A 24,816-nucleotide genomic window follows, 5' to 3' on the forward strand; every position below is an offset into this window, starting at 1 on the left:
TTGGCCTTTTGGTTTTTCCTTTGGGCCCCTGCTTGCTTTGCGCTTGCCGGCCGCAGTCAAAAGCAATCGGCCGGGCGCAACCCCGGCCGACAGGCGTGGTGAGCAAGAGACCGCCCCCCTTCCCCTTAGCCCAGCACATCCTTCTTCGGGGTGGGCGGCGGGCCGCCGCTACGCACCAGGCCCATCTGCACCGCGATGTAAGCGGCCTCGGCCTGGTTGCGCGCGTTCAACTTCCAGTACAACGTGCGCGCGTGGCTCTTGACCGTCGCCACGGATATGCCGACATGCTGGCCGATCTCGCGCATGGTCTTGCCTTGCACCAACAGCTGAAGAATCTCTTCCTGGCGTTGTGTCAGTTCACGCAGTTCCTGCATGGGCGCCTGGGCGACGCCTTGGGGCCGCCCGGCCGGTTGCGGATAGCATTCGCCGCCCGCCACGACCAGGCTTACGGCAGCGGCCAGCGCGTCGGGGCTGGAAGCCTTGGGCAGATAGCCCGCCACGCCTGCCCGCGCACACGCCCCCATCACGGCGGGGTCCAGCACGGAATACAGCACCAGCACCAGCCTGGGCATGAAGAAGGCCATGGCCTGCGAGATAAGCCCCATGTCCTGTTCGGCAATGCCGCTGCAACCGATCACCAGCAACTCGACCGGGCGGTTGATCGAACTGGACATGTTGAGTAGATGAGCTGGCGATATAGCCAGGATGTCGTCGGCGTTCCGTACACGCTCCAGCACATGCTGGATCGCGACGCGAAGCAGAGCGTAGTCTTCGATCAGTACGGTTGTCATCCCGGGGAGAACCTTGTGACACATGGCCCATGCACGGTTCCCATGACGTCGGCGCATCACACTGCGATGGCAGGTTCTGTGCGGCGCCAACCCCAAGGGAATCTTGCCCGCGCTATTGGATCGCGATGGCGAGGCGTGGTGGTTCGCGCTCTCGACCCATGCTTGCGGACACAACCCATGCTATCAGCGGCACCGTTCGCTGAATCTCGTTCAGGAGGATGAATGGTGGGGGAAAGCCGCATCCGAAAGGGCCGCGGCAACTGCGATGTATGACTTAGGCGGGATGGTGGGGCGACCCCGGCAGCAACAGAACAGACCTGTTCCTGGCTGCCGGGCAGGCGGCGCGCCCGTTCTTGCTAGCCGAGCTTGCGCCCATAGATCTGCCCGGCGTCCGATTCCCTGCCATTGGGTTCATGCCATTCCAAGGTTGCGCCGCGTTGCAGCGCTGCGTATACGGCTTCGCCCTTGTTCTTGACATGCAGACGCTGATACAGCGTGCAAGCATGCGTCTTTGCGGTAGCGACCGAGATGTTCAGCATGCGGCTGACCGTCTTGATCGGATACCCCCGAGCCAGCAACACCAGCACTTCGTACTGACGCGGCGTTATCTGAAGCAGCTGCGCACCGGCGCTGACCGGCATGGAGCCCTTGCTGGAAGCGTCGTCACCATCACGTGCCGGCAACGCGCAGACCGCCGCGGCAGGCGCTTGCATTGCCTGTTCGCTGGGGAAGCACTGCCCGCCGGCCATGACCAGGCGAATCGCGGCTTCCAGGATTTCGACCGAAGCCGTCTTCATCAAGCAGCCATACACGCTGGCGCCAGGCAAACCTTGCACCGGCATCGGCAACGGCATCACATCGGTCAGCAGCAGAATCCGCTTGGGCGTCAAAACGCGCTGAATTTCGTGCAGCGCGCTCCATGCTTCATCGGTATCCACCGGCAACCCATAGATCAAGAGATCGGCGCCAGCGTGCGCGCCATCGGCCTTGGACAAGTCCGCCAAGCCCATACCCTCGATTTCCCACACATCGTCCAACTTGCTAAGTATCTGCCACAACCCCAACCGCAGTAGCGGATGGGCTTCAATCAGGACCATCTTGGCCATGGTGTCCTCCCGGTTTTTCGACGGGCCTAGAAGGGATCTTCGCTGTGCTGAAGACTATTTTTTTTCCAGCCCCGCGGGGGTGGTCCGCAATATCCCGGAATATCTAATGAAGCTGGACCGGGGCATTTGGGCTGGGCAACTTTGGTAGCCAACATAACGGATGGCATGAACCCATCTTATGGTTCGAAACCTTCAAAATCAAGACGTTTCAGGGCGATATAATCCGATAAAAACAGAAATCATTCGTTAGCCTTAATCACTCTCGTAAATACGGATGAGAGCGCCCTCTCCGCCTTTTTACCGCTAGGGTTTTCACTGACTTCCCTGGGGCGATGACGGCTTTCCCCCTATGGGGAGCCGCGCCAAGAGGCTTGATTCGTAACGCTGTCGGCCAAATTGGGGCCATAAAAAAGCCGCGACCGGGCGCAAGCCCCTCACGGCCGATATGCCGAAATTTGGACCAAATAACTTTCGATATGTTTCCGCAGACACACCCCTGCCCGCTGCGGATCGCCGAATCGCAATATAGGTAACATTTTTATTTTGGAACGCTATGCTCCATTTACTCCATATAGGCGAAGTCAAATACGGTATGACCCCCCTGATGGTGCCAATGGTGCATTGAAGCATGACGCTTGCGCAAAAAGCTGGCGTAGTGGATTTCGCCATCCGTTTCCACATACGTGGACGGCGTCAGCTCTTCGATGCGGTTCAGGGACACGCCCTTGCCGTAGTGGCAAAAGCCTTGGTACTGGGCGCAGCGGATCACCTCTCCGCTAGGCGACACAACGATTCCGGCGTTGCGGGCGCGCATGGGGTTGCGCACGATGGGGTTGCAGGCGTGCGGCGTCCACTCGGTCGAGCGCGGCGAATCCGAGAAAAACGCAAACAGCTCGTCGCAATGGCTTTGGCCGTCCGTTCGGTCGATGTTCGTTAATAACCACCAATATTCTCCGTGTTTAAAAATAATGGTATCCACGGCGGATATATTGGTCATCAACGTGACATCAAGCTCCCATTTCAACGGGAATTCAGTGCATTTCCATAATTCAATACTGCGATTTCCGCACGTTTCCGGAACCATATACGTCACACCTTCGTGTTCAAAAATATATGGAAACGACAGGTGATAAGGCAGGTTCAAGGCAGTGCCCAACAGCCGGAAAGCCCCGTCGGAGTAGGTCGCGACCGAAATCGTACCCTTCCGGGAAGTGAAGTCGTAATCTTCAAAAAATATATATGGTTTTTTATCGTGCGTATAAACAAACGGATCTGCGAAGAACCTACCTTTGGGAGGTTGCAGCACCATGGCTTCCGATACCACCGCCTGTTGCCGGGATGACGGAAACATACCAATCCGCCAGCGCACATTGCGCTTCATGATGCGCCGCACAATCAAATCAGACATTAACCACGCCTGGCGCGCAATATACGCCGCGCTATCCCACTCCGCCGGGTCGGCCCGGCGCGGGCCGCTCATGATCTGCATGTCGGGCGCCGGCTCGCTCTGGCGCGCGCGCGCCAGGGCCTGCAAGGCGTCGTAGAGCATGAAATTTCCCAGGCTGAACGCGCGCGCCTGGTTCTTCAACCAGAACACTTCGGTATTGAAACTGCGCTGGTCCAGCAGCTCGTCCTGTTCGGACTTGGCTCCCATGCGCCAGAGTTTTACGGTTGTGTGATCCTCGCGATGAAACACCTCCCAGAATCCGGCGTAGCGGCTGGTCGACACGGCGATATCGGAGTAGCTCAATTGCCATACCCCCATCCTCGCCCAGTCGGCCATTTGCGCGCGAGTGGCGCACGACGCGCCCAGCGTGATGACCAGATCCAGGCCCAGGGCAGTGACCGCGTCCTGCGCGCCGGGCGTGGTCACGCCCGCTTCCAGCGGCAGCACCGGCACTGAGGGCGACGGCATGCTTTTGCGCAGGTCCGCGCAAGACAGCATCTGGCGTTGCTTGGCCGGCAGCATCCGGGCCTCGAAGCGCGACAACGTGCCGAACAGCGCCTTGACCGCCAGGCGCGGCGCCTTCTCGGCCCCCTCGCCGCTCATCACCAATAAGGCCGAGATGTCGAAATCCTGACTATGGACCAGCCAATCCACCATCTCATGCATCCAGCCGGGTTGCTCATACCCGTCAACCAACAGTCCCACTCGGTAGGTTTTCATATGTCCCGCTCCTGTGTCAGGGCGTCTAGGGCGAGCGCACCGGCCTGGTGCGCGGGCTAGCCCCTTGCATCGCCGGTACAACGCAATTGAGTCCTCGCGCTGATACTGCGGCGTTTTTCCCCCGCCTTCCAGACCACATTCATCCTAGGCCGGCCGTCCGAGGACGAACGGTTCAAGCTCGTGCCGGCGGCCGATCCGGGCTCATGCAAGCGCGCCTGCCGGCTCATCCTTCTGGTCTAGCTGACCCGGTATGAAAAGCCCCTTGCCTAGTGCACAAAGGATGCTGCGTCCGTACGTTAGGGGTAAACCCTATTGGGGATAGCCGAGGCTCGCTTCTCGTTCTTCCCTGCCGCATAATGATTTTTAAACGAACGTTTGAATTCAACCTTATGCAAGAAATCAGAACTCCCACTACCCGCGAATCCATCCTGGACACCGCCGAAGCGCTCTTTGCGCAGCAAGGCCACGAGGGCACCTCGATGCGCCAGATCACCGGCGCGGCCGGCGTCAATCTGGCTTCGGTGAACTATCACTTCGGCTCTAAAGAGTCACTCGTGCAAGCGGTGCTGAAACGGCGGCTGGAAGTGCTGAACCGCGAGCGCCTGCGCCTGTTGGACGAACTTGAGGCGCAATCCGAAGGCAAGCCGCTCAAGCCGTCGCAGATCGTCGACGCCTTTTTCGGCACGCTGCTGCGCCTGGCCGCCGACCCGGCCCAGGCCGGCAGCACCTTCCTGCCGCTGCTTGAACGCACCATGACCGAGCCGTCCGATTTCATTCGCGCGCTGTTCGCGGAGGAATACGCCGACGTGCTGGAGCGCTATCGCAATGCCCTGTTCGCCGCCCTGCCCGATGTGCCCAAGGCTGAAATCGTGTGGCGCTTCCAGTTCATGCTGGGCGCCACGTCGTACGCCATCATCGGCACCGACCTGCTGCGTTCCGTCACGGGCTGGCAGCTGGACGAAGCCGAACAACCCGACAACCCCGAACTGCTGCTGCCCCGCCTGATGAGCTTCCTGCTGGGCGGCCTGCGCGCCCCGCTGCCACCGGTGGCCGGCGCCTAGCCGACATCGGCATCAGCATCGGCATCCCCAGAACCAGAACCAGACCGACCAGACCCCCCATTACGGAGACAAAGACATGTCCGCAGTCATCCTCACGCTAGTCGTCATCGCGGTGCTAGCCGCCATCGTGCTGGGCGTGCGGCCACTGCGGCGGGCGCTGTTGTCGGCGCCCATCTTCAACCTGTATCGCAAGGTGCTGCCGCAGATGTCCGACACCGAGCGCGACGCGCTGGAAGCCGGCACCGTATGGTGGGAAGGCGAACTGTTTCGGGGCCGCCCGGACTGGAGCCGTCTGCTGGCCTACCCGCGCCCGCGTCTGACCGACGCCGAACAACAGTTCCTGGACAACCAGGCCGAGCAGGCCTGCCGCATGGTCAATGACTGGAGCGTCACGCAGGAACGCTACGACCTGCCGGCGGACGTGTGGACCTATCTGAAGACCCAGGGTTTCCTGGGCATGATCATCCCGAAGGAATACGGCGGCCTGGGATTTTCGGCCTATGCGCATTCCGAAATCGTGACCAAGCTGTCCACGCGCTCGTCCGCGCTGGCCGTGTCGGTGATGGTGCCGAACTCGCTGGGCCCGGCCGAACTGCTGCTGCACTACGGCACCGACGAACAGAAGAACCACTACCTGCCGCGCCTGGCGCGTGGCGACGAGGTGCCGGCCTTTGCGTTGACCAGCCCGTGGGCCGGTTCCGACGCCGCGGCCATTCCCGACAGCGGCATCGTCTGCAAGGGCGAATGGCAAGGCCGCGAAGTGATCGGCATGCGCGTCACCTGGGACAAGCGCTACATCACGCTGGCCCCGGTCTGCACGCTGCTGGGGCTGGCGTTCCGCCTGTACGACCCCGATGGCCTGCTGGGCGGCAAGAAAGACCTGGGCATCACCTGCGCGCTGGTGCCGCACGACCATCCCGGCGTGGACACCGGCCGCCGCCACTTCCCGCTGAACGCCATGTTCATGAACGGCCCGACGCGCGGTACCGACGTCTTCATGCCGCTGGACTTCATCATCGGCGGCCCGGCCATGGCGGGCCAAGGCTGGCGCATGCTGATGGAATGCCTGGCCGCCGGCCGGTCCATATCGCTGCCCTCGTCCAACACCGGCATGTCCAAGCTCACGGCGCGCGCCGTGGGCGGCTATGCCCGCGTGCGCAGCCAGTTCCGCATGCCCGTGGGCAAGTTTGAAGGCGTGGAAGAAGCGCTGGCGCGTATCGGCGGCCACACCTACATGATGGATGCCGCGCGCAGCATGACGGCGGGCGCCGTTGACCTGGGCGAGAAGCCGTCTGTCGTGTCCGCCATCGTCAAATACCATGTGACCGAACGCGCCCGCCAGGTCGTCAACGACGGCATGGACGTGATTGGCGGCAAGGGCATCTGCCTGGGCCCCAACAACTTCCTGGGCCGCGCGTATCAGCAGATTCCCATCGGCATCACTGTTGAAGGCGCCAACATCCTGACGCGCAGCCTGATCATCTTCGGACAAGGCGCGATTCGCTGCCATCCCTACGTGCTGGCGGAAATGCAGGCGGCGCAATCGCCCAACGCCAAACAAGGGCTGGACGATTTTGATCGCGCGTTCTGGGGTCACGTGGGGTTCGTGGCCAAGAACACGTTGCGCACCCTGGGCACTGCGCTGACCGGCGCGCGCTTTGTTGCCGTGAACGCCGACGTGGCGCCCGACATGAAGGCCTACTACCAGCTGCTTAGCCGGTATTCCGCCGCCTTCGCGCTGCTGGCCGACTCGATGATGCTGGTGCTGGGCGGCAGCCTGAAACGCCGCGAACGCCTGTCGGCGCGCTTGGGCGACGTGCTGTCGCAGATGTACCTGATCAGCGCCACGCTCAAGCGCTTTGAAGACGAAGGCCGCCAGGCCGCCGATGCGCCGCTGGCGCACTGGTCGATCCAGGACGCGCTCTTCAAGTTGCAGGAAGCCTTTGACGGCGTGCTGGCAAACACGCCCAACCGTTTCGTGGCCTGGACCTTGGCGCGTCTGATCTTCCCGTGGGGCCGCACGCAGACGCCGCCGTCCGACGCGCTGGGCCAGGACGTGGCGCGGCTGTTGATCAAGCCCAGCGCCACGCGCGACCGCCTGACCTCGGGCTGCCACCTGCCCGCCACCGCTGATGAGCCCGTGGGCGCCATCGAACTGGCGCTGGCCGCCACGCTTGCCGCCGAGCCCATCGAAGCCAAGATCCGCGAACTTGAAAAGCGCGGCGCCCTGCAAGGCAACCCGCAAGCCAACGTGCGCGATATCGCCGACGCCGCCTACGCGGCAGGCGGCATCACCGCCGAAGAGTACGCCGTGGTCAAGCAACGCAACAGCTTGCGCGATACCGTGGTGCACGTGGATGATTTCCCCTTTGACCTGGGCAAGGCGCAGGCCGACCGGCCCGCCGCCGAACGCAAGGTCGCCTGACGGAGGAAACCGATGGCATTCAAACCGGTTTACGTCATTGACGGGACTCGCACGCCCTTCCTGAAAGCGCGCACCGGCCCCGGCCCATTCTCGGCCGGGGACCTGGCCGTACAAGCCGGCCGCGCCCTGCTGCTGCGCCAACCCTATGCCCCCACGGATCTGGACGAAGTCATCATCGGCTGCGCCGCGCCGTCGCCGGATGAAGTCAACATCGGCCGCGTGATTGCGCTGCGCCTGGGTTGCGGCAACCACGTGCCCGGATGGACCGTGATGCGCAATTGCGCGTCCGGCATGCAGGCCCTGGATTCCGGCATCGCCAATATTCAAACCGGCCGGTCGCAGCTGGTGCTGGCGGGCGGCACCGACGCCTTGTCCCGCGCCCCGCTGCTGTTTTCCGACGACATGGTGCGCTGGCTGTCCGGCTGGTATGCGGCGCGCGGCATCGGCGCCAAGCTGGCGGCGCTGCGCGGCTTCAGGCTGAAGAACCTGGCGCCCGTCATTGGCTTGCTCAAGGGGTTGACCGACCCGGTGGTGGGCCTGTCGATGGGCCAGACGGCGGAAAACGTAGCCACCCGTTTCGGCATCGACCGCGCCGCCATGGACGCCTATGCGGCGAGCAGCCACCAGCGCGTCCTGGCCGCGCGCGCGGCCGGTGCGCTCAATGAAATCACGCCGCTGATCGATAACAAAGGCAAGCTCTACCCCGACGATGACGGCGTGCGCGAGGATTCCACGCCCGAGAAACTGGCCAAGCTGCGGCCGGTGTTCGACAAACCCTGGGGCAACATCACGGCGGGCAATAGTTCGCAGGTGACCGACGGCGCCGCCATGCTGGTGTTGGCGTCCGAAGAAGCGGTGGCCAAGTGGAACCTGCGCCCCCTTGGCCGCATTGTGGACAGCCAGTGGGCCGGCCTGGACCCCGCGCAAATGGGCCTGGGGCCGGTACATGCGGCCACGCCCATCCTGCAACGCCATGGCCTGGGCTTGAATGACCTGGACTTGTGGGAGATCAACGAAGCCTTCGCCGCGCAGGTGCTAGGGTGCCTGGCGGCATGGCGTGACGATGCCTATTGCCAAGCGCATTTCGGTACGCCAGCATGGGGGCCGCTGGACCCGGCCAAGCTGAATGTGGACGGCGGTGCCATCGCCATCGGCCACCCCGTGGGTGCGTCCGGCGCGCGCATCGTGCTGCATCTGCTTGAAGCGTTGAAGCGCCGTGGCGCCAAGCGCGGCATGGCCGCCATCTGCATCGGCGGCGGCCAAGGCGGCGCGATGCTGGTTGAAACCCTGGACGAGGACCGCCCATGACGACCATGGACACGCTTTCCCACTGGCGCCTGGACCGCGACCCCGACGGCCTGGCCCGCCTGACGTTCGACCGCGCAGGCAGCGCCGTGAACGCGCTGTCGGCCGACACCATGGCCGAACTGGCCGTGGTGCTGGACGCGTTGGACGCCGCGCCGCCGGCGGGCCTGATCATTCAGTCGGGCAAGGCCACCGGTTTCATCGTGGGCGCCGACGTCAACGAATTCGCCAGCCTGGACACGCCCGAACAGGCGCGCGGCCTGATCGCACGTGGTTGGAACCTGTTCAACCGCCTGGCCGCCGTGCGCTACCCCACCCTTGCCCTGATCCAGGGCCACTGCCTGGGCGGCGGGCTTGAATTGGCGCTGGCGTGCCGCTACCGCCTAGTCGCCGATCAGCCCGGCACGTCGTTGGCGCTGCCCGAAGTCATGCTGGGCATCTTCCCGGGCTGGGGCGGCATGCTGCGCTTGCCGCAGGTGATCGGCGCGCCCGCCGCGCTGGACATGATGCTGACCGGCCGGGGCGCGGATGCGCGACGCGCCGCCGCGCTGGGCCTGGCCGACGCCCGTGTGCCGCCGCGTTTGCTACAGGCTGCGGCGCGCCAGTTGGTGCTGTCGAAAAAGCCGCCGCGCCGCGCGCGTGGTATCGGCGCCTGGGCCAACCGCTGGCCCTTCAAGGCCCTGGTCGCCAACCGCGCACGCAAGCAGATTGCCGCCAAGGACCCACTGGGCCACTACCCCGCCGCGCCCGCCATCGTCATGCTATGGGAAAAGCATGGCGGCAACGCCTTGCAGGCGCCTGACCTGATCGACGCGATCATTTCGTCAGACACCGCGCGCAACCTGTTGCGCGTGTTCCGTCTGCAAGAGCGCCTGAAGGCCAACGGCAAGCAGACCGGCGTCACGCCGGCCCGCCATGTGCACGTGGTGGGCGCCGGCACCATGGGCGGCGACATCGCGGCCTGGTGCGCGTACAAGGGCTTGACGGTGACGCTGCAAGACCAGGACATGGCGCGCATCGCACCGGCCATCGAACGCGCCGCCACGCTGTATGCGCGCCGCCTGAAAGACCCGCGCCTGGTTCGCGCCGCGCTGGACCGCCTGATACCCGATCCCACCGGCGGCGGCGTGCCGCGCGCCGACATCATCATCGAAGCCATCAGCGAACAGCCCGAGGCCAAGCGCGCGTTGTACGCGTCGCTGGAACCGCGCATGCAGGCCGACGCGCTGCTAGCCACCAATACGTCCAGCCTGTCGCTGGAAACGCTGCGCAGCGGGCTGGCTCGCCCCGAGCGTCTGGTGGGCATCCACTTCTTCAACCCCGTGGCCAAGATGCCGCTGGTGGAAGTGGTGCATGCCGAGGGCGATTCGGGCGAGGCCACGGCGCGCGCCTGCGCTTTCGTGGGCCAGATCGACAAACTGGCGCTTCCCGTCAAGAGCGCGCCGGGATTCCTCGTCAACGCCGTGCTGGCGCCCTATATGCTGCAAGCCATGCGCAGCGTGGACGACGGCATGGCGCCGGAAACGGTGGATGCCGCCATGGTCGAATTCGGCATGCCGATGGGGCCGCTGGAACTGGCCGACACCGTCGGCCTGGACATTGCGCGCGCGGCAGGCGAGCAACTGGCCGGTGGCGCCGAGCCGCCGCGCTGCCTGGCCGAACGCCTGGCGCGCGGCGACCTGGGCAAGAAAAGCGGCAAGGGCTTCTATACGTGGCGCGACGGCAAACCGGTCAAGCAAGGCAAAGGCGCCGCCGGACACGGCAGCAGCAGCAGCAGCAGCACCACCACCACCACGGCCGCCCCCGCCGGGCTGGCACAGCGCCTGATCCAGCCCTTGGTGGACGCCACCCTGGAGCGCGTGCAGTCCGGCGTGGTCGCCGATGCAGACTCGGCCGATGCCGGGGTAATTTTTGGAACGGGGTTCGCGCCTTTCACGGGCGGACCTCTGCATTACCAGGCGAGCCATGCCTGGCGCAGCAGCAAACCGGCTAACGCCGAATAGACCGGGGTCACAACCAGACCGGCAGTGCAAGTAGAGACATACATCCAACTCGAGGAGGCAGTACCATGCGCAGACGTTCATTGTCCCTGAGCACCTTGTCGGCCCTTGTGGTCGGCCTGGGCGCGTCCGCAACGTCCTACGCCGCCGGCTTTCAGCTTTTAGAGCAGAACGCCAGTGGCCTGGGCAACGCTTACGCAGGCTCGGCGGCAAATCCGGAAAACGCCAGCATCATTTACTTCAACCCGGCCGGCATGACGTACCTGCCCGGCGTGAACTTTTCGGGCGGGGTCAATTTGATCAAGCCCTCGTTCAAGTTCAAGGACAACGGCAACAGCCGTAATCCCAGCGTTCCCGGCCTGCCCGGCTCGGGCCTGAACGGGTCGGCCCCCACCGGCGGCAACGGCGGCGATGCGGGCAACCTGGGCGTGGTGCCCAACCTCTACGCCTCCTGGCAATTGAACGAGCAGTGGTACATCGGCCTGGGCGTCGGCGCGCCGTTCGGCCTGATGACCGAATACGACGACGGCTGGGTCGGCCAATACCATTCGAACAAATTCGAGATCAAGACAATCAACGTGAACCCGTCGATTGCCTACAAGGTCAACGAAAAGTTCTCGATGGGCTTCGGGCTGAACTGGCAACACATCGACGCCAACTACAAGAAGAAAACGGTGGTGCCGATTGCGGGCCTGCCGGTCGCCACCAACGGCGACGCCGACCTGAACCTGAAGGGGGACGCGTGGGGCTGGAACGTGGGCTTCATGCTGCAACCCACCGAAGACACGCGCATCGGCCTGTCGTACCGCTCCAAGATCAAGCACACCGCCAAGGGCGACACCGACATCACCAGCATCGGCCCCACCAAGCAATCGGTGTCGTTTGACGCCAAGGCATCGGTGGACCTGCCCGACACGTTGATCCTGAGCGCCGCGCATCAGTTGAACGAGCGCTGGGAACTGCTGGGCGACGTGTCCTGGACGGGCTGGAGCAGCATCCCCGAACTGAAGATCCGCAACTCCGGCCCCGGCGCGCGCGATGACGAACTGCCGCTGAACTTCCGCGACACCTGGCGCGTCGCGCTGGGCGCGAACTACAAGTTCGCCCCCGACTGGAAGTGGAAGTTCGGCCTGGCGTACGACCAGTCGCCGGTGCATGACAAGGCCGACCGCCCCACCTCCCTGCCCGATAACGACCGCTACTGGTTCTCGACCGGCGTGCAGTGGGCGGCCACCAAGAACACCACGCTGGATCTGGGCTACACCTATCTGTACCTGCGCAAGACGGACATCGACACGACGTCCGGCAGCCAGGCGACCAAGGGCCGCGTGGCGGGCACCTATGACAGCAGCGGCCACATCGTCGGCCTGCAACTGTCGTCCCGCTTCTAGCCTTGCGCGGGAGGGCGGCCGCGCGCCGCCCGCCCGCTTTACACAGGAGAATCCCCTTGAGCAAGTTCGTCGTCAAACACGTTGCCGTCCTGGGCGCCGGCGTCATGGGCGCGCAGATCGCCGCCCACCTGGCCAATGCCGGCGTGCCGGTCACGCTGTTCGATCTGGCCGCCCGTGAAGGCGATCGCAACGGCATCGTCAACAAGGCGCTGGCCGGACTGAAAAAACTGGAACCCGCACCGCTGGCCGGCGCGGCCCGCCTTGCCCTGATCACCCCCGCGAACTACGACGACCACCTGGATGCGCTGCGCGGCTGCGACCTGGTCATCGAGGCCATCGCCGAACGCATGGACTGGAAGACGGCGCTCTACGAGCGGATCGCTCCGCATGTGTCGCCCGACGCCATCATCGCGTCCAACACGTCCGGCCTGTCGATCGACGCGCTGGCCAACGCCCTGCCCGCAAGCCTGCGCGAGCGCTTCTGCGGCATCCATTTTTTCAACCCGCCCCGCTACATGCGGCTGGTGGAGATCATTGCCACGTCGCATACACAGCCGGCCGTGCTGGACCAGTTGGAAACCTGGCTGACGTCAACGCTGGGCAAGGGCGTGATCCGCGCACTGGACACGCCCAACTTCGTGGCGAACCGCATCGGCGTGTTTTCCATCCTGGCCGCCATGCACCACACCGCGCGGCTGGGCCTGGGCTTTGACGAAGTCGACGCGTTGACCGGCCCGAAGATCGGCCGGCCCAAAAGCGCCACCTACCGCACGGCGGACGTAGTGGGCCTGGATACGCTGGCCCACGTGGTCGGCACCATGGAAAAGAACCTGCCCGATGACCCCTGGCACCGCTACTTCGCGTTGCCCGACTGGCTGTCGGCGCTGATCCAAAAGGGCGCGCTGGGCCAGAAAACCGGCGCCGGCGTCTACCGCAAACAGGGCCGCGACATCCTGGTGCTGGACCTGAACGCGCAAGACTATGTGCCCAGCGCCGGCAAGCTGGCCGACGAAGTGGCCGCGCTGTTGAAAGAACGCGACCCGGCCAAGCGCTTTGCCGCCCTGCGCGCCAGCACCCACCCGCAGGCGCAGTTCCTGTGGGGCCTGTTCCGCGACATCTTCCACTACAGCGCCGTGCAGCTTGAACACGTGGCCGACAACGCGCGCGACCTGGACCTGGCCATGCGCTGGGGGTTCGGCTGGTCGCAAGGCCCGTTTGAAACCTGGCAGGCCGCGGGCTGGCAGGCCATTGCCGCCGCCGTGGCGGACGACATCGCCGCCGGCCGCGCCATGAGCAACGCGCCCCTGCCCGCCTGGGTGCAGGAAGCCGACCGCCAGGGCGTGCACGCGCCGCAGGGTTCGTATTCCGCGCGCACGGGCAAGCTGCATCCGCGTTCGTCCTTGCCGGTGTATCGCCGCCAGCTGTTCCCCGAACGCGTGTTTGGCGAAGGCCCCGACGACCGTGGCGTTACCGTCTGGGACAACGAAGGCGTGCGCCTGTGGAACCTGCCGGACGTGGACCCCGGCATCGCCATCCTGTCCGTCACGTCCAAGAACCACACGCTGGGCGGTGAAGTGCTGGAAGGCGTGCTGCAAGCCGTCGCCCGCGCCGAACGCGATTTCGACGGCCTGGTGATCTGGCACGAACCGCCCTTTGCCGTGGGCGCCAACTTGCAGCAGGTGGTGCAGGCTTGCGCCGAGGGCAAGTTCGACATGCTGGAAGCGATGGTTGAGAAATTCCAACGCGCCTCGCAATCGTTCAAGTACGCCCGCATTCCCACAGTGGCCGCCGTGCAGGGCATGGCGCTGGGCGGGGGCTGCGAATTCCTGATGCATGCCTCGCACCGCGTGTTGGCGCTGGAAAGCTATATCGGCCTGGTGGAAGCCGGTGTCGGGTTGATCCCGGCCGGCGGCGGCAGCAAGGAATTCGCCGGCCGTGCGGCGGCGCTTGCCGCCAAGACCGCCACGCCCGGTGAAGTCTTCCCGTACCTGCAACCGGTCTTCCAGACCATCGCCATGGCGCAGGTGGCCAAGAGCGCGCTGGAAGCCATCGACGCCGGGTTCGCGCGCGAGCACGACGTGGTGCTGTTCCATCCCGACGAGCTGCTGTTCGTGGCCATTGGCCAGGCCCGCGCCGCCGCCGAAGCGGGCTACACGCCGCCGCCACGCCTGTCGAACATCCCCGTCGCGGGACGCAATGGCATCGCCAACTTCGAGATGGTGCTGGTCAACATGCGCGAAGGCGGCATGATCAGCGCGCACGATTACCGCGTGGCGCGCAGCGCCGCCGTGGCCCTGTGCGGAGGCGAGGTCGAGACCGGCACGAAGGTGGACGAAGAATGGCTGCTGGCGGTCGAGCGCCGCGAGTTCGTGGCTCTGTTGCGCACGCCTGAAACCCAGGCCCGCATCCGCCACACACTCGAAACCGGCAAGCCGTTGCGCAACTGAGGAACGATCATGACCAAGCAGATTCAAGACGCTTACATCGTCGCCGCCACGCGCCTGCCGGTAGGCAAGCGCAACGGCGCCTATATCACCACGCGGCCCGATGACATGCTGGCCGCCGCGCTGAACGGCGCGCTGGCGCAGGTGCCGTCGCTGGACACCGCGCGCATCGAAGACGTCATTGCCGGCTGCGCCATGCCCGAGGCCGAACAAGGCATGAACGTGGCGCGCATCGGCTTGCTGCTGGCGGGCCTGCCGCAAAGCGTCGCGGGCGTCACCGTGAACCGCTTCTGCGCGTCCGGCTTGCAGGCGGTGGCCGACGCCGCCGCGCGCATCCGCATGGGCGAAGCCGACATCATGATTGGCGCGGGCACCGAATCCATGAGCGCAATGCCGCAGATCATGGGCAACAAGGTGTCGATGAACCCCGAGATCTTTGCCCATGACGAGAACATCGGCATGGCGTTCGGCATGGGGCTGACGGGCGAAAAGGTGGCGGAACGCTGGAAGGTGTCGCGCGAAGACCAGGACGCCTTCGCACTGGCCTCGCATCAGAAGGCGTGCGCGGCGATTGCGGCCGGCCATTTCCGCGCCGAGACCACGCCTTATGAAGTGGTATCGCATCTGCCCGACGGCGCCAGCGGCGCGGTGCGGGTGGTGCGCAGGCTGGTCGAGGTGGACGAAGGCCCGCGCCCGGACAGCAGCGCCGAAGCCTTGGCGCGGTTGCGCCCGGTGTTCTCGACGCGCGGCAGCGTCACGGCGGGCAATAGCTCGCAGATGTCCGACGGTGCGGCTGCCGTGGTGCTGGTGTCCGACCGCATCCTGCGCGAATTCAACCTGAGCCCGCTGGCGCGCTTCGTCAGCTTCTCGGTCGCCGGCGTGCCGCCCGAAGTGATGGGCATCGGCCCAGTTGCCGCCATCCCCAAGGTGCTGCAACGCGCCGGCATCACGCAGGACGCGCTGGACTGGATCGAGCTGAACGAGGCCTTCGCCGCGCAATCGCTGGCCGTGATCCGCGAACTGAAGCTGGACCCGGCCAAGGTCAACCCGCTGGGCGGCGCCATCGCGCTGGGCCACCCACTGGGCGCCACCGGCGCGATCCGCACGGCGACCATCACGCACGGGCTGCGCCGCACGGGCGGCAAGTACGGGTTGGTCACCATGTGCATCGGCACCGGCATGGGCGCGGCCGGGCTGTTTGAAGCGATGTAGGCCCATTGCGGAATCGACCGGCATGCCCAGCCTGAAGCCCTATTGGCTTAAAAGCCTGTCACCGCAATGGCGCGCGCGCCTGATGCGGGTGGGCTTCAACCTGCATCCGGCGTTTCGCGCCACCGGCGGCCGTGTGATGTTTGTGTCGCCGGATTTCCTGCACATCCGCATCAAGCTGCCGCTGCTTCGCCGCACGCGCAACATCGTGGGGTCCATGTACGGCGGGTCGCTGTTTGCGGTAACGGACGGCGCCCACCCGACGATGTTGATGTCGGCATTGGGACCGGATCACATCGTGTGGGACAAGGCCGCCTCGATCCGCTTTCGCAAGCCCGCCTACACGACCCTGTATGTCGACTTCCGGCTGCCGCCCGGGGAAATCGCGGACATCCGCGCCGACCTCGCGCGCGACCACGAAACCACCCGCACGTACACGGTGGAATTGAAGGACAAGGACGGCGTGGTGTACGCCGTCGTGGAACGCACGATCTATATCGCCGACAAGAAGTTCTACAAGCGAAAGACCACAGGAGGAGACACATGCAACGTATCCCTGGAGGGCGATCCACCGCCCTGAGCCGACTTCAGGCAGGCGTTCTGGCCGGCACGCTGGCGGCCGGCCTGGTGGGTGCGCCGGCCTTTGCCGCCGACCTCGACGTGGCGGGCAGGCGCGTGCCGGAACAGCTGTCCGCGGGCAGCCATGCGCTGGTGCTCAACGGCGCCGGCGTGCGCACGAAAATCGTGGTGAAGGTGTACGTGGCGTCGCTGTACGTCACCACGAAAAGCCACGACGCGGCGGCGCTGATCAACAGCACCGAGCCGCGCCGCATCCGTCTGCAATTGCTGCGCGACGTAGACAGCAAAAGCCTGGACGAGGCCTTGCAGGAAGGCCTGCGCGACAATACGCCCAAGGCAGAGCTGGCCGCCATGAAAGCGCCGGCCGACCAGTTGGCCGGCATGATGGCCGACATCGGCGCCCTCAAGGAAGGCGATGTGGTCGACCTGGATTTCGATGCCCGTGGCGTGACCGGGTCACATAACGGCAAGCAGCGCGGCCGCATCGACAGCCCCGACTTCGCGCGCGCGCTGCTGCGCGTGTGGCTGGGCGAGAAGCCGGCGCAGGCCTCCCTGAAAAAAGCCCTGTTGGGCAACTAGGCGGAAATCCTCAAAGATGGAACCTATCTGGCACAAGAGCTACCCCGCCGGCGTCCCCGCACGAATCGACATGGACGGCGTCACCACGCTGGTCTCGATCGTGCGAGACAGCTGCCGCCGCTACGCGGATAAAACCGCGTACATCAGCATGGGCAAATCCATCAGCTACGCCCAACTGGACGCACTGACGCGCGACTTCGCCGCGTGGCTGCACGCGCAAGGCCTGGGCCGTGGCGACCGTGTCGCGCTCATGATGCCCAACCTGCTGCAATACCCCGTGTGCCTGTTCGGCGCCTTGCGCGCCGGCTGCGTCGTGGTCAATTGCAACCCGCTCTACACCCCGCATGAACTGGAACACCAGCTGGTGGATTCGGGCGCGCGCGCCATCGTGGTGGCCGACAACTTCGCGGCCACGGTGCAAAAGGCGTTACCCAACAGCGCGGTGGAACAGGTGCTGGTCACCTCCATCGGCCAGATGCTGGGGCCGGTCAAAGGGCGCTTGGTGGACCTCGCGATCCGCCACGTCAAGCGCATGGTGCCGGCGTGGTCCCTGCCCGGGCATGTGCGCCTGGCCGACGCGCTGCTTGCCGGCCGCGCCCAGCCGTTTACCGACGTGCAGCTGGACCAGCGTGACCTGGCCTGCCTGCAATACACGGGCGGCACGACGGGCGTAGCCAAGGCGGCAATGCTGTCGCACGGCAACCTGGTGGCCAATGTCAGCCAGGCCCACGCCTGGATCAAGCCGCTGGTTACTGATGGCGAGGAATGCGTCGTGACGGCCTTGCCGCTGTATCACATCTTTGCGCTGACGGCGAACTGCCTGACGTTCATGAAAATCGGCGCCAGCAACCTGCTGATCATCAACCCGCGCGACATCCCCGGCCTGATCAAAGAGATGGGCAAGGTGCCGTTTTCGGCGTTTACCGGCGTCAATACCTTGTTCAACGCGCTGCTGAATCATCCCGATTTCGCCAAGCTGGATTTTTCTCGCCTGCGCCTGACGATGGGCGGCGGCATGGCGGTGCAACGCGCCGTGGCGGACCGCTGGCGCGCCGTCACAGGCAAGTCGCTGGCGCAGGCCTATGGGCTGACCGAGACGTCGCCCGCCGTTACCGTCAACCCGCTGGACGTCACGACGTTCACCGGGTCCATCGGCCTGCCCGTGCCGTCCACCGAGATTTCGATCCGCAATGACGACGGCGAAGAACTGGGCGTGGGCGAACCCGGCGAAATCTGCGTGCGCGGGCCACAGGTCACGCAGGGCTATTGGAATCGCCCCGACGAAACGGCGCTGGTGATGTACCCGGACGGCTTTCTGCGCACGGGCGACATCGGCTACGTCGATGAGGACGGCTACGTGTTCCTGATCGACCGCAAGAAGGACATGATCCTGGTGTCGGGCTTTAACGTGTACCCGAACGAAGTCGAGGACGCCGCCGCGTTGCATCCGGGCGTGCGCGAGGTGGCGGCCGTGGGCGTGCCGGATGAACGGTCGGGCGAAGCGGTCAAGTTGTTCGTGATCCGCAAGGATCCCGGGCTGGACGCCGACACGCTGATTGCGCATTGCCGCACGCAGCTGACCGGCTACAAGGTGCCGCGCTATGTGGAATTTCGCGATGACCTGCCGCGCTCGAATGTGGGCAAGATCCTGCGGCGGGAACTGAAACCCGAGACCGCCGCGCCGACGCAAACGCAAAGCGCGGGGCACGCCTGAGGGGGCACGCCTGAGGGGGCACGCCTGAGGGGGCACGCCTGAGGGGGCACGCCCGATCGCGGCGACCGGGCGGCGCGCGACGGCGCCCCGCCCCTTGGTGCAAGACGCGCCCCGCCCCTTAGTGCGAGACGGCGCCCCGCCCCTTGGTGCAAGACGCCTTCCCGCCGCTTACCGCGCAATGGCGCCCGCCCCTTACCACTGCCCGAAAAACACACCCGCCCGTTTGTGCGCGTTGGTGGCCTTTTCCACGGCCTCGTCGCTCAGGGTGGTGCGGCGCTTGCCGCGCAGCATCCAGTCCAACAGGCGCTGACGCAGTTCCAGGCGGACGGCGGCGTGCTCGCGGCTTGTGCCCAGGTCCTGGAATTCGCCCGGGTCGGCATGCAGGTCGTACAGCTGCTCGGGCTCGTCCAGCCAGTACACATAGCGCCAGCGGTCCGTGCGCACCGACCACGCGCGGGCGTTCTGCGGCGTCTTGCCACGCAGGATGCGCGCGTGTCGAAAGCTGTAGTCAAGTTCAGAAAACACGCACTCGCGCCACGGCGTGGCGGCGTCGCGCCCATGCAGCAGCGTTTGCAGTTCGCGGCCTTCCAGCCGGTGCGCGGGGCCTGGCGTGCCCAGCGCGCGCAGCACGGTCGGCACAAGATCCACGCTTTCCACCATGTCATTCAGCGCCTGCCCGCGCGTGGCGTCGGCGGCCGACGATGGGTCCATCACGATGAACGGCACGCGTTGCACGGTGTCGTAGAACAATTCCTTTTCGCCCAGCCAGTGGTCGCCCAGGAAGTCGCCATGATCGGCGGTGAACACGATCAGCGTGTTCTTCATCAGGCCCGCGCCTTCCATGTAGTCGAACAGTCGGCCCAGGTGGTCGTCCAGCTGCTGGATCAACCCCTGGTACGCGGGCCGCACCACGCGCACGCATTCGTCGGTGGAAAAACTGATGCTTTCTTCTTGCTGGCGATACGCTGCAACGACGGGGTGCGCGTCGCGCAGTTCTTCGCGGTTGCGTTGCACGGGCAGGCACTGGTCGGCGGTGTAGCGCCGGTGGTACGGCGCGGGCGCCATGTAGGGCCAGTGCGGCTTGACGTAGCTTAAGTGCAGCACCCAGGGCTGGCTGCCGCGCCGCTGCATGAAGTCCAGCGCCTGGTCCGTCATGTAGGCGGTTTCGGAATGCGGTTCGGCCACGCGCGCGGGCAGATGCACGTTGCGCATGTGCCAGCCGCTGGCGATCTGGCCGTTGGCATCCACGCCTGAAATGACGAAGTCCGTCCAGGGGTCGGCGCTGTCGTAGCCGTGGCGCCGCAGGTAGGCCGGGTAGCCGCTTTCGTCGCCGGGCGGATGGTGGCCGTCGTAGCGGTCCAGTTCGGTGAAGCCGCCACGCGCCAGCAGCACACCCAGCTCGGAGGCGCCATCGATGCTTAGCCGTTCCATGCCGGCCTTGTCGGGAATGATGTGCGTCTTGCCCGCCAGCGCCAGGTCGCGGCCCTGCCCGGCCAGGTATTCACCCAGCGTGATCTCGTTGACGGACAAGGGCACGCGGTTCCACGTCGCGCCATGCCGCGACGGATAGCGGCCCGTGTAGTAGCTCATGCGCGACGGGCCACACACGCCGGAATTGACGAAGGCGCGGTCAAAGCGCACGCCGCGCCTGGCCAGGGCGTCCAGGTTTGACGTTTGCAGATAGGGATGGCCGTAGCAGCCCAGGTGATCGGCGCGCAGCTGATCCGCCATGATGAACAACACGTTTTGCACGGTACGCATCGCCGCCCCTTATTGCGTGGCCGTGAAGCCGGAGTCGCGCACGACCGGCTCCCATTGCTGGCGGTAGGCGGCCAACGCTTTGGCGGTGTCGGATGCGTCCCGCGACACCGGCTCCAGGAACACGGCGCGCACCGCTTGCTGCATGGCGGGCTCGCGCAGGATGGCGGCAATGTCGGCGCCCAGCCGCTTGACCTTCGCCTCGGGCATCGCGGCCGGCGCGAAGAACGCGTTCCAGCCGTCGGCCGCCAGGTTCACACCGCCTTCGCGAAAGGTGGGCACCTCTTTCAGATCGGCGTCACGCGTTTCACCGGAGGTCGCCAGGATGCGGATCTTGCCGGCGCGATGCTGCGGCAACAAGGTATCCAGCGTGTCGATGCCTTGCGGCAGAATGCCGCCGATCAGTTCCGAGATCAGCGGCGCCGACCCCCGATAGCCAACCACCTCGGGCTCCTGGCCGATTTCACGGCCCAGCATCAATGCAAAGAAATGCGGCAAGCTGCCGGTGGCGGGCACGCCCACGGTGAATTGCTTGGGATTGGCGCGCAGCCACAAACGTAGCGCGGCGACGTCCTGGATGGGCGAGGACGCGGGCACGGCCAGCGCGAACTTATATTCGCTGACCAGGGACACGGGCTTGAAATCGCGCTGGGCGTCGTAGCCGGGCTGGGCGTAGACCAGCGGCGCCACCACCATCACGGCCGGGTTGGCCAGCATCAACACGTTCTGCGTGGCAGGCGCGGCATGCAGGCCTTGGGCCGCGATGCGCCCCCCGGCGCCCGTCTTGTTTTCCACGACGACGGGCACGCCCACGCGGTCTTTCAGGCGGTCGGCCACCAGCCGCGCAATGCGGTCGGAACTTCCGCCGGGCGGGTAGCCCACCACGATGGTCAACGCGCCATCCAGCGGCGCCTGCTGCGCACCGGCCAGCGACGCGGCCCCCGCCAACGCGGCAGCCAAGGCCGCGCCCGTCATCCATTTACGCATGGTGTTCTCCTGTCGACAGTGGCCCGCCGTCGGTTATGTTTCTTTCTGCCTGGCCGTATACCGAAATAAGCAGATTGACTGTAGCAACGGGTCCATTGCTTGATCTAATCCAGGACTTTCCATAACGATATGCAGCGCAACGCGCCGACGCGGCACGCGCTGCGGCAAGGAGGAGACGCCATGCCAACCCGCCCCACCCCCGCACCGCCGCAATTGGCCGACATGCTGATGTATCGGCTGTATCAGGCATGGTCGCAATCGAACCCCGTCTTCGTGCGCCTGTGCGAAGGGCGCTTTGGCATCACGCGACGCGAATGGCGCATCCTGGCCTGCGCCATTGAAGGCGGCATCATGAATTCCGCCGAGCTTGCCGCCGCCGCCAAGCTGGACTTGGCGCGCACGTCGCGCACCTTGGGCGCGCTGTGTGAAAAAGGTTGGTTGCGACGTTTGCACGACAGCGCCGACCGCCGTGTCGTGCGGGTCGAGGCCACGGCCGAGGGGCTGGCGCGATACCAGGCGCTGCTGCCCGAAGTGTCGCGGCTGAATGCACTGCTGGTGCAAGACCTGAGCGATGCCGAGGTGGCGCAGCTGCGCGACTTTCTGGGCCGCATCGAACAGCGCGGCCGGCAGATGGGCCAAGACAATATCGTGGCCGACAAGGCCAGCCGCCGCGAAGGCGGCACGCGGCGCGCGCAGTACGCATGACGCGTCCGGTGTCGCTTGGGGCCAACAGGACGGCGCCTTCTTCTCTTCAATGGCGGGGCCTGCCTGGCGTCCCGCCAAGCCTCTGAAACGCAAGGTATTTATTGCCGGCAGCCAAGCGCCGCCGCCCACCCTTGCAGGTTTTTTTTACATCTGGGATCGCCCATGCGTCTTGGCGCGAGGCCGCAACGCAATTAATAATAGTTATCGTTGCTATTCCTGTATGTAATCAGCGGCCGCAGCGCCGTAGGGGACGACTCTTGAAACGCCATACACTTCGTGCCGCCCGCCTGGCGCGGCCGCAGACGCTATTGCCCGCCGCCGCGCTGGCCGCCGCGCTGGCCGCCTGCCTGGGCGCCACCGCGCAGGCGCAAACCACCAATCCGGCCACCGAAGCCACCACCGTCCTGCCTGCCGTGCAGGTCACCGGCATGGGCGAAACCGCGACCGGCCCCGTGGACGGCTACGTCGCCACGCGCAGCGCCACGGGCACCAAGACCGACACGCCGCTGTCCGAAACGCCGCAGGCCATCACCGTCATTCCGCGGGACCAGATCGTGGACCAGGGCGCGCTGAACGTGCAGGACACCATGAACTACGCCGCGGGCGTGCGGCCCAACGCGTACGGCGTGGACAACCGCGGCGACTATGTGCGCATACGCGGCACCGAGCCCGCGCAATACCTGGACGGGCTGCGCCAGTTCTTCAACTCCAACAACCCGCGCACCGAGGTCTACGGCCTGGAGCGCGTGGAAGTGCTGCGCGGCCCGTCGTCCATGCTGTACGGACAAGGCAGCACCGGGGGCCTGGTCAACCTGGTCAGCAAGCGCCCGCAAGCCGACGCCCAGCGCGAAATCGGCGTGGTGGTGGGCAATCACGGCCGCCGCGAAATCCAGGCCGACCTGACCGGCCCGGTCACGGAAGACGGCCAATGGCTGTATCGCGTGGTGGGCGTGGGGCGCGACAGCGACACCCAGGTGCAACATGCGCCCGACGACCGCCTGATGCTGGCGCCGTCGCTGACCTGGCGACCCAGCGCCGCCACGTCGTTGACCTTGCAGGCGTTGTGGCAGAAGGACAAGGCGGGCACGACGCAATCGTTCCTGCCCTGGAGCGGGTCGGTGCAGGAAAACCCCAACGGCCGCATCCCGACGCGCCGCTTCGTCAGCGAGTCGGGCTTTGACGCCTACGACACCGAGCAATTCAGCGTGGGCTGGCTGTTTGAACACCAGTTCAACGACACGTGGAAATTCCGCCAGAATTTCCGCAACACCGTCAGCCGCGTTGATTACCAATCGCTGTACCCGAACGTGTACGGCGCGCGCCGTGGCGATTCCTATATCGACGCGGAACAGACCACCACCGACCGTTACTTCTACGTCAACAAGCCGCGCATGCGCACGCTGCTGGCCGACCAGAATATCGAGGGCAAGCTGAACTGGGGCCGCACCGAGCACACCGTTATCTTCGGCATGGACTATTCGCACTACCGCGAGACCAGCCAGACGGCCTCCGGCCTGGGCGCGCCGCTGAACCTGTATCACCCCGTCTACGGCAACCGGCCGGAATATGAACTGTCCGACACGCCCAAGCAAAAGCAGCAGCAGCTGGGCTTTTACGCGCAGGACCAGATCAAGTTCGACCAGAACTGGATCTTCCTGGCGGGCATCCGCCGCGACCGCGCCGACAATCGCATCGAAGGCCAAGACAAGGAAACCGACTACGCCACCACCAAGCGCTTCGGCCTGATGTACGCGGCCGACAACGGCTGGTCGCCCTACCTGAGCTACAGCGAATCGTTCACGCCCATTGCCGGGTCCAACTTCTACAACGAACGCTACAAGCCGCTGCGCGGCAAGCAGGTCGAGGCCGGCATCAAATACATGCCCAAGGACGCCGACATCGAGTTCACCGCCGCGGCCTACGACCTGCGCGAAAAGAACCGTCAAACCAATGACCCCGACAACCCCAACAACCAGCTCCAGGCCGGCAAGACGCGCACGCGCGGCGTGGAATTGGAATTGCGAGGCCGCGTCACCAAGAACGTCGACGTGATCGCCAACTACCTCTACACCGATGTCGACCCGCAACTGGAAGCCCTGCCCAAGCACATGGCGTCTTTGTGGGGCAAGTACCGCTTTGCGCTGGCCGGCCAGCCCGGCTTCGCGGTGGGCGCGGGCGTGCGCTACCTGACGGCCTTCCGCGATGGCGGCGCGCCCGAAACGCCCGCCGTCACCTTGTTCGACGCGATGGTCAGCTACGACAACGGCCCGTGGCGCTATGCCTTGAATGTCAACAACATTGCCGACCGCACCTATGAAGTGGTTTGCCTGGACCGTGGCGACTGCTTCTACGGCGCACGCCGCACGGTAATGTTGAGCGGGGCGTACCGCTTCTGACGCAAGGCTCGTCGCAACGCCGGCATTTGCGCTAAACCCTCCAGGACGGGAATCCTGAAAAACCCGAGCCAGCTGCAAAACCTGTACGTACAGGCAGTACGTACAGGTGTACACTAGCGGTTTTTCAACCCCCACTGACAGACGCGTCAACGAACGTCTGCAATCCACCAGAACCGTCCTGGAGACTTACGCAAGTGTC

17 protein-coding genes are annotated in these 24,816 nt (G+C 65.3%); 12 read left to right on the forward strand and 5 right to left on the reverse strand.

Translation table 11 applies throughout. The annotated features are described in order from the left end of the window. Window positions 1-125 precede the first annotated feature (125 nt). From KYT87_RS18920 to KYT87_RS18930, 3 genes are all read right to left on the reverse strand, one after another. Window positions 126-791 (reverse strand): response regulator transcription factor, encoded by a 666-nt coding sequence (locus KYT87_RS18920; protein ID WP_046804123.1) that lies wholly within the window; start codon window positions 789-791, stop codon window positions 126-128. Between the two features lie 356 nt (window positions 792-1,147). After that, a complete protein-coding gene (locus KYT87_RS18925) occupies window positions 1,148-1,897 on the reverse strand; it encodes a response regulator transcription factor (RefSeq protein WP_219990579.1) in 750 nt (249 codons plus the stop codon). A gap of 562 nt (window positions 1,898-2,459) precedes the next feature. Then, window positions 2,460-4,064 carry a hypothetical protein gene (locus KYT87_RS18930; protein ID WP_046804125.1) on the reverse strand — a complete coding sequence of 535 codons (1,605 nt, stop codon included), beginning with the start codon at window positions 4,062-4,064 and terminating at the stop codon, window positions 2,460-2,462. Window positions 4,065-4,453: 389 nt separating this feature from the next. Here KYT87_RS18930 and KYT87_RS18935 point away from each other — a divergent pair, with 389 nt between their 5' ends. From KYT87_RS18935 to KYT87_RS18980, 10 genes are all read left to right on the forward strand, one after another. After that, complete coding sequence (locus KYT87_RS18935; RefSeq protein ID WP_046804126.1) at window positions 4,454-5,125, forward strand: TetR/AcrR family transcriptional regulator; 672 nt, start codon at window positions 4,454-4,456, stop codon at window positions 5,123-5,125. A gap of 76 nt (window positions 5,126-5,201) precedes the next feature. Continuing rightward, complete coding sequence (locus KYT87_RS18940) at window positions 5,202-7,550, forward strand: acyl-CoA dehydrogenase (RefSeq protein WP_219990580.1); 2,349 nt, start codon at window positions 5,202-5,204, stop codon at window positions 7,548-7,550. Window positions 7,551-7,562: 12 nt separating this feature from the next. Then, window positions 7,563-8,858: an acetyl-CoA C-acetyltransferase gene (locus tag KYT87_RS18945; protein WP_219990581.1), complete on the forward strand. Its 1,296-nt coding sequence runs from the start codon at window positions 7,563-7,565 to the stop codon at window positions 8,856-8,858. Further along, window positions 8,855-10,858 carry a 3-hydroxyacyl-CoA dehydrogenase NAD-binding domain-containing protein gene (locus tag KYT87_RS18950; protein ID WP_219990582.1) on the forward strand — a complete coding sequence of 668 codons (2,004 nt, stop codon included), beginning with the start codon at window positions 8,855-8,857 and terminating at the stop codon, window positions 10,856-10,858. Before KYT87_RS18945 ends, KYT87_RS18950 begins: the two co-directional genes overlap by 4 nt. A 65-nt stretch (window positions 10,859-10,923) precedes the next feature. After that, window positions 10,924-12,246 carry an OmpP1/FadL family transporter gene (locus KYT87_RS18955; protein ID WP_104144256.1) on the forward strand — a complete coding sequence of 441 codons (1,323 nt, stop codon included), beginning with the start codon at window positions 10,924-10,926 and terminating at the stop codon, window positions 12,244-12,246. Between the two features lie 56 nt (window positions 12,247-12,302). Then, complete coding sequence (locus tag KYT87_RS18960) at window positions 12,303-14,693, forward strand: 3-hydroxyacyl-CoA dehydrogenase/enoyl-CoA hydratase family protein (protein WP_219990583.1); 2,391 nt, start codon at window positions 12,303-12,305, stop codon at window positions 14,691-14,693. Between the two features lie 9 nt (window positions 14,694-14,702). Further along, window positions 14,703-15,902 (forward strand): acetyl-CoA C-acyltransferase, encoded by a 1,200-nt coding sequence (locus tag KYT87_RS18965; protein ID WP_219990584.1) that lies wholly within the window; start codon window positions 14,703-14,705, stop codon window positions 15,900-15,902. A 31-nt stretch (window positions 15,903-15,933) separates the two neighbouring features. Continuing rightward, window positions 15,934-16,479, forward strand: a complete 546-nt coding sequence (locus tag KYT87_RS18970; protein ID WP_046804197.1) for a PaaI family thioesterase — start codon at window positions 15,934-15,936, stop codon at window positions 16,477-16,479. Further along, entirely contained in the window at window positions 16,443-17,057 is a 615-nt protein-coding gene (locus tag KYT87_RS18975) for a chalcone isomerase family protein (RefSeq protein WP_052945977.1), read from the forward strand. Before KYT87_RS18970 ends, KYT87_RS18975 begins: the two co-directional genes overlap by 37 nt. Before the next feature lie 16 nt (window positions 17,058-17,073). After that, window positions 17,074-18,771: an AMP-binding protein gene (locus KYT87_RS18980; protein WP_219990585.1), complete on the forward strand. Its 1,698-nt coding sequence runs from the start codon at window positions 17,074-17,076 to the stop codon at window positions 18,769-18,771. Between the two features lie 192 nt (window positions 18,772-18,963). Here the strand turns inward: KYT87_RS18980 and KYT87_RS18985 are convergent, their stop codons facing one another. Further along, window positions 18,964-20,532, reverse strand: coding sequence for a sulfatase-like hydrolase/transferase (locus tag KYT87_RS18985; protein ID WP_219990586.1), 1,569 nt, complete (start codon window positions 20,530-20,532; stop codon window positions 18,964-18,966). 9 nt (window positions 20,533-20,541) lie between these two features. After that, window positions 20,542-21,516, reverse strand: a complete 975-nt coding sequence (locus KYT87_RS18990; protein ID WP_046804135.1) for a Bug family tripartite tricarboxylate transporter substrate binding protein — start codon at window positions 21,514-21,516, stop codon at window positions 20,542-20,544. A gap of 180 nt (window positions 21,517-21,696) precedes the next feature. Here KYT87_RS18990 and KYT87_RS18995 point away from each other — a divergent pair, with 180 nt between their 5' ends. Both KYT87_RS18995 and KYT87_RS19000 read left to right on the forward strand, forming a co-directional pair. Continuing rightward, entirely contained in the window at window positions 21,697-22,221 is a 525-nt protein-coding gene (locus KYT87_RS18995) for a MarR family winged helix-turn-helix transcriptional regulator (protein ID WP_219990587.1), read from the forward strand. Between the two features lie 257 nt (window positions 22,222-22,478). Next, window positions 22,479-24,617 (forward strand): TonB-dependent siderophore receptor, encoded by a 2,139-nt coding sequence (locus tag KYT87_RS19000; protein WP_370638720.1) that lies wholly within the window; start codon window positions 22,479-22,481, stop codon window positions 24,615-24,617. Window positions 24,618-24,816 lie beyond the last annotated feature (199 nt).

Source organism: Achromobacter sp. ES-001 (assembly GCF_019448355.1).
Classification (GTDB): domain Bacteria; phylum Pseudomonadota; class Gammaproteobacteria; order Burkholderiales; family Burkholderiaceae_B; genus Achromobacter; species Achromobacter spanius_B.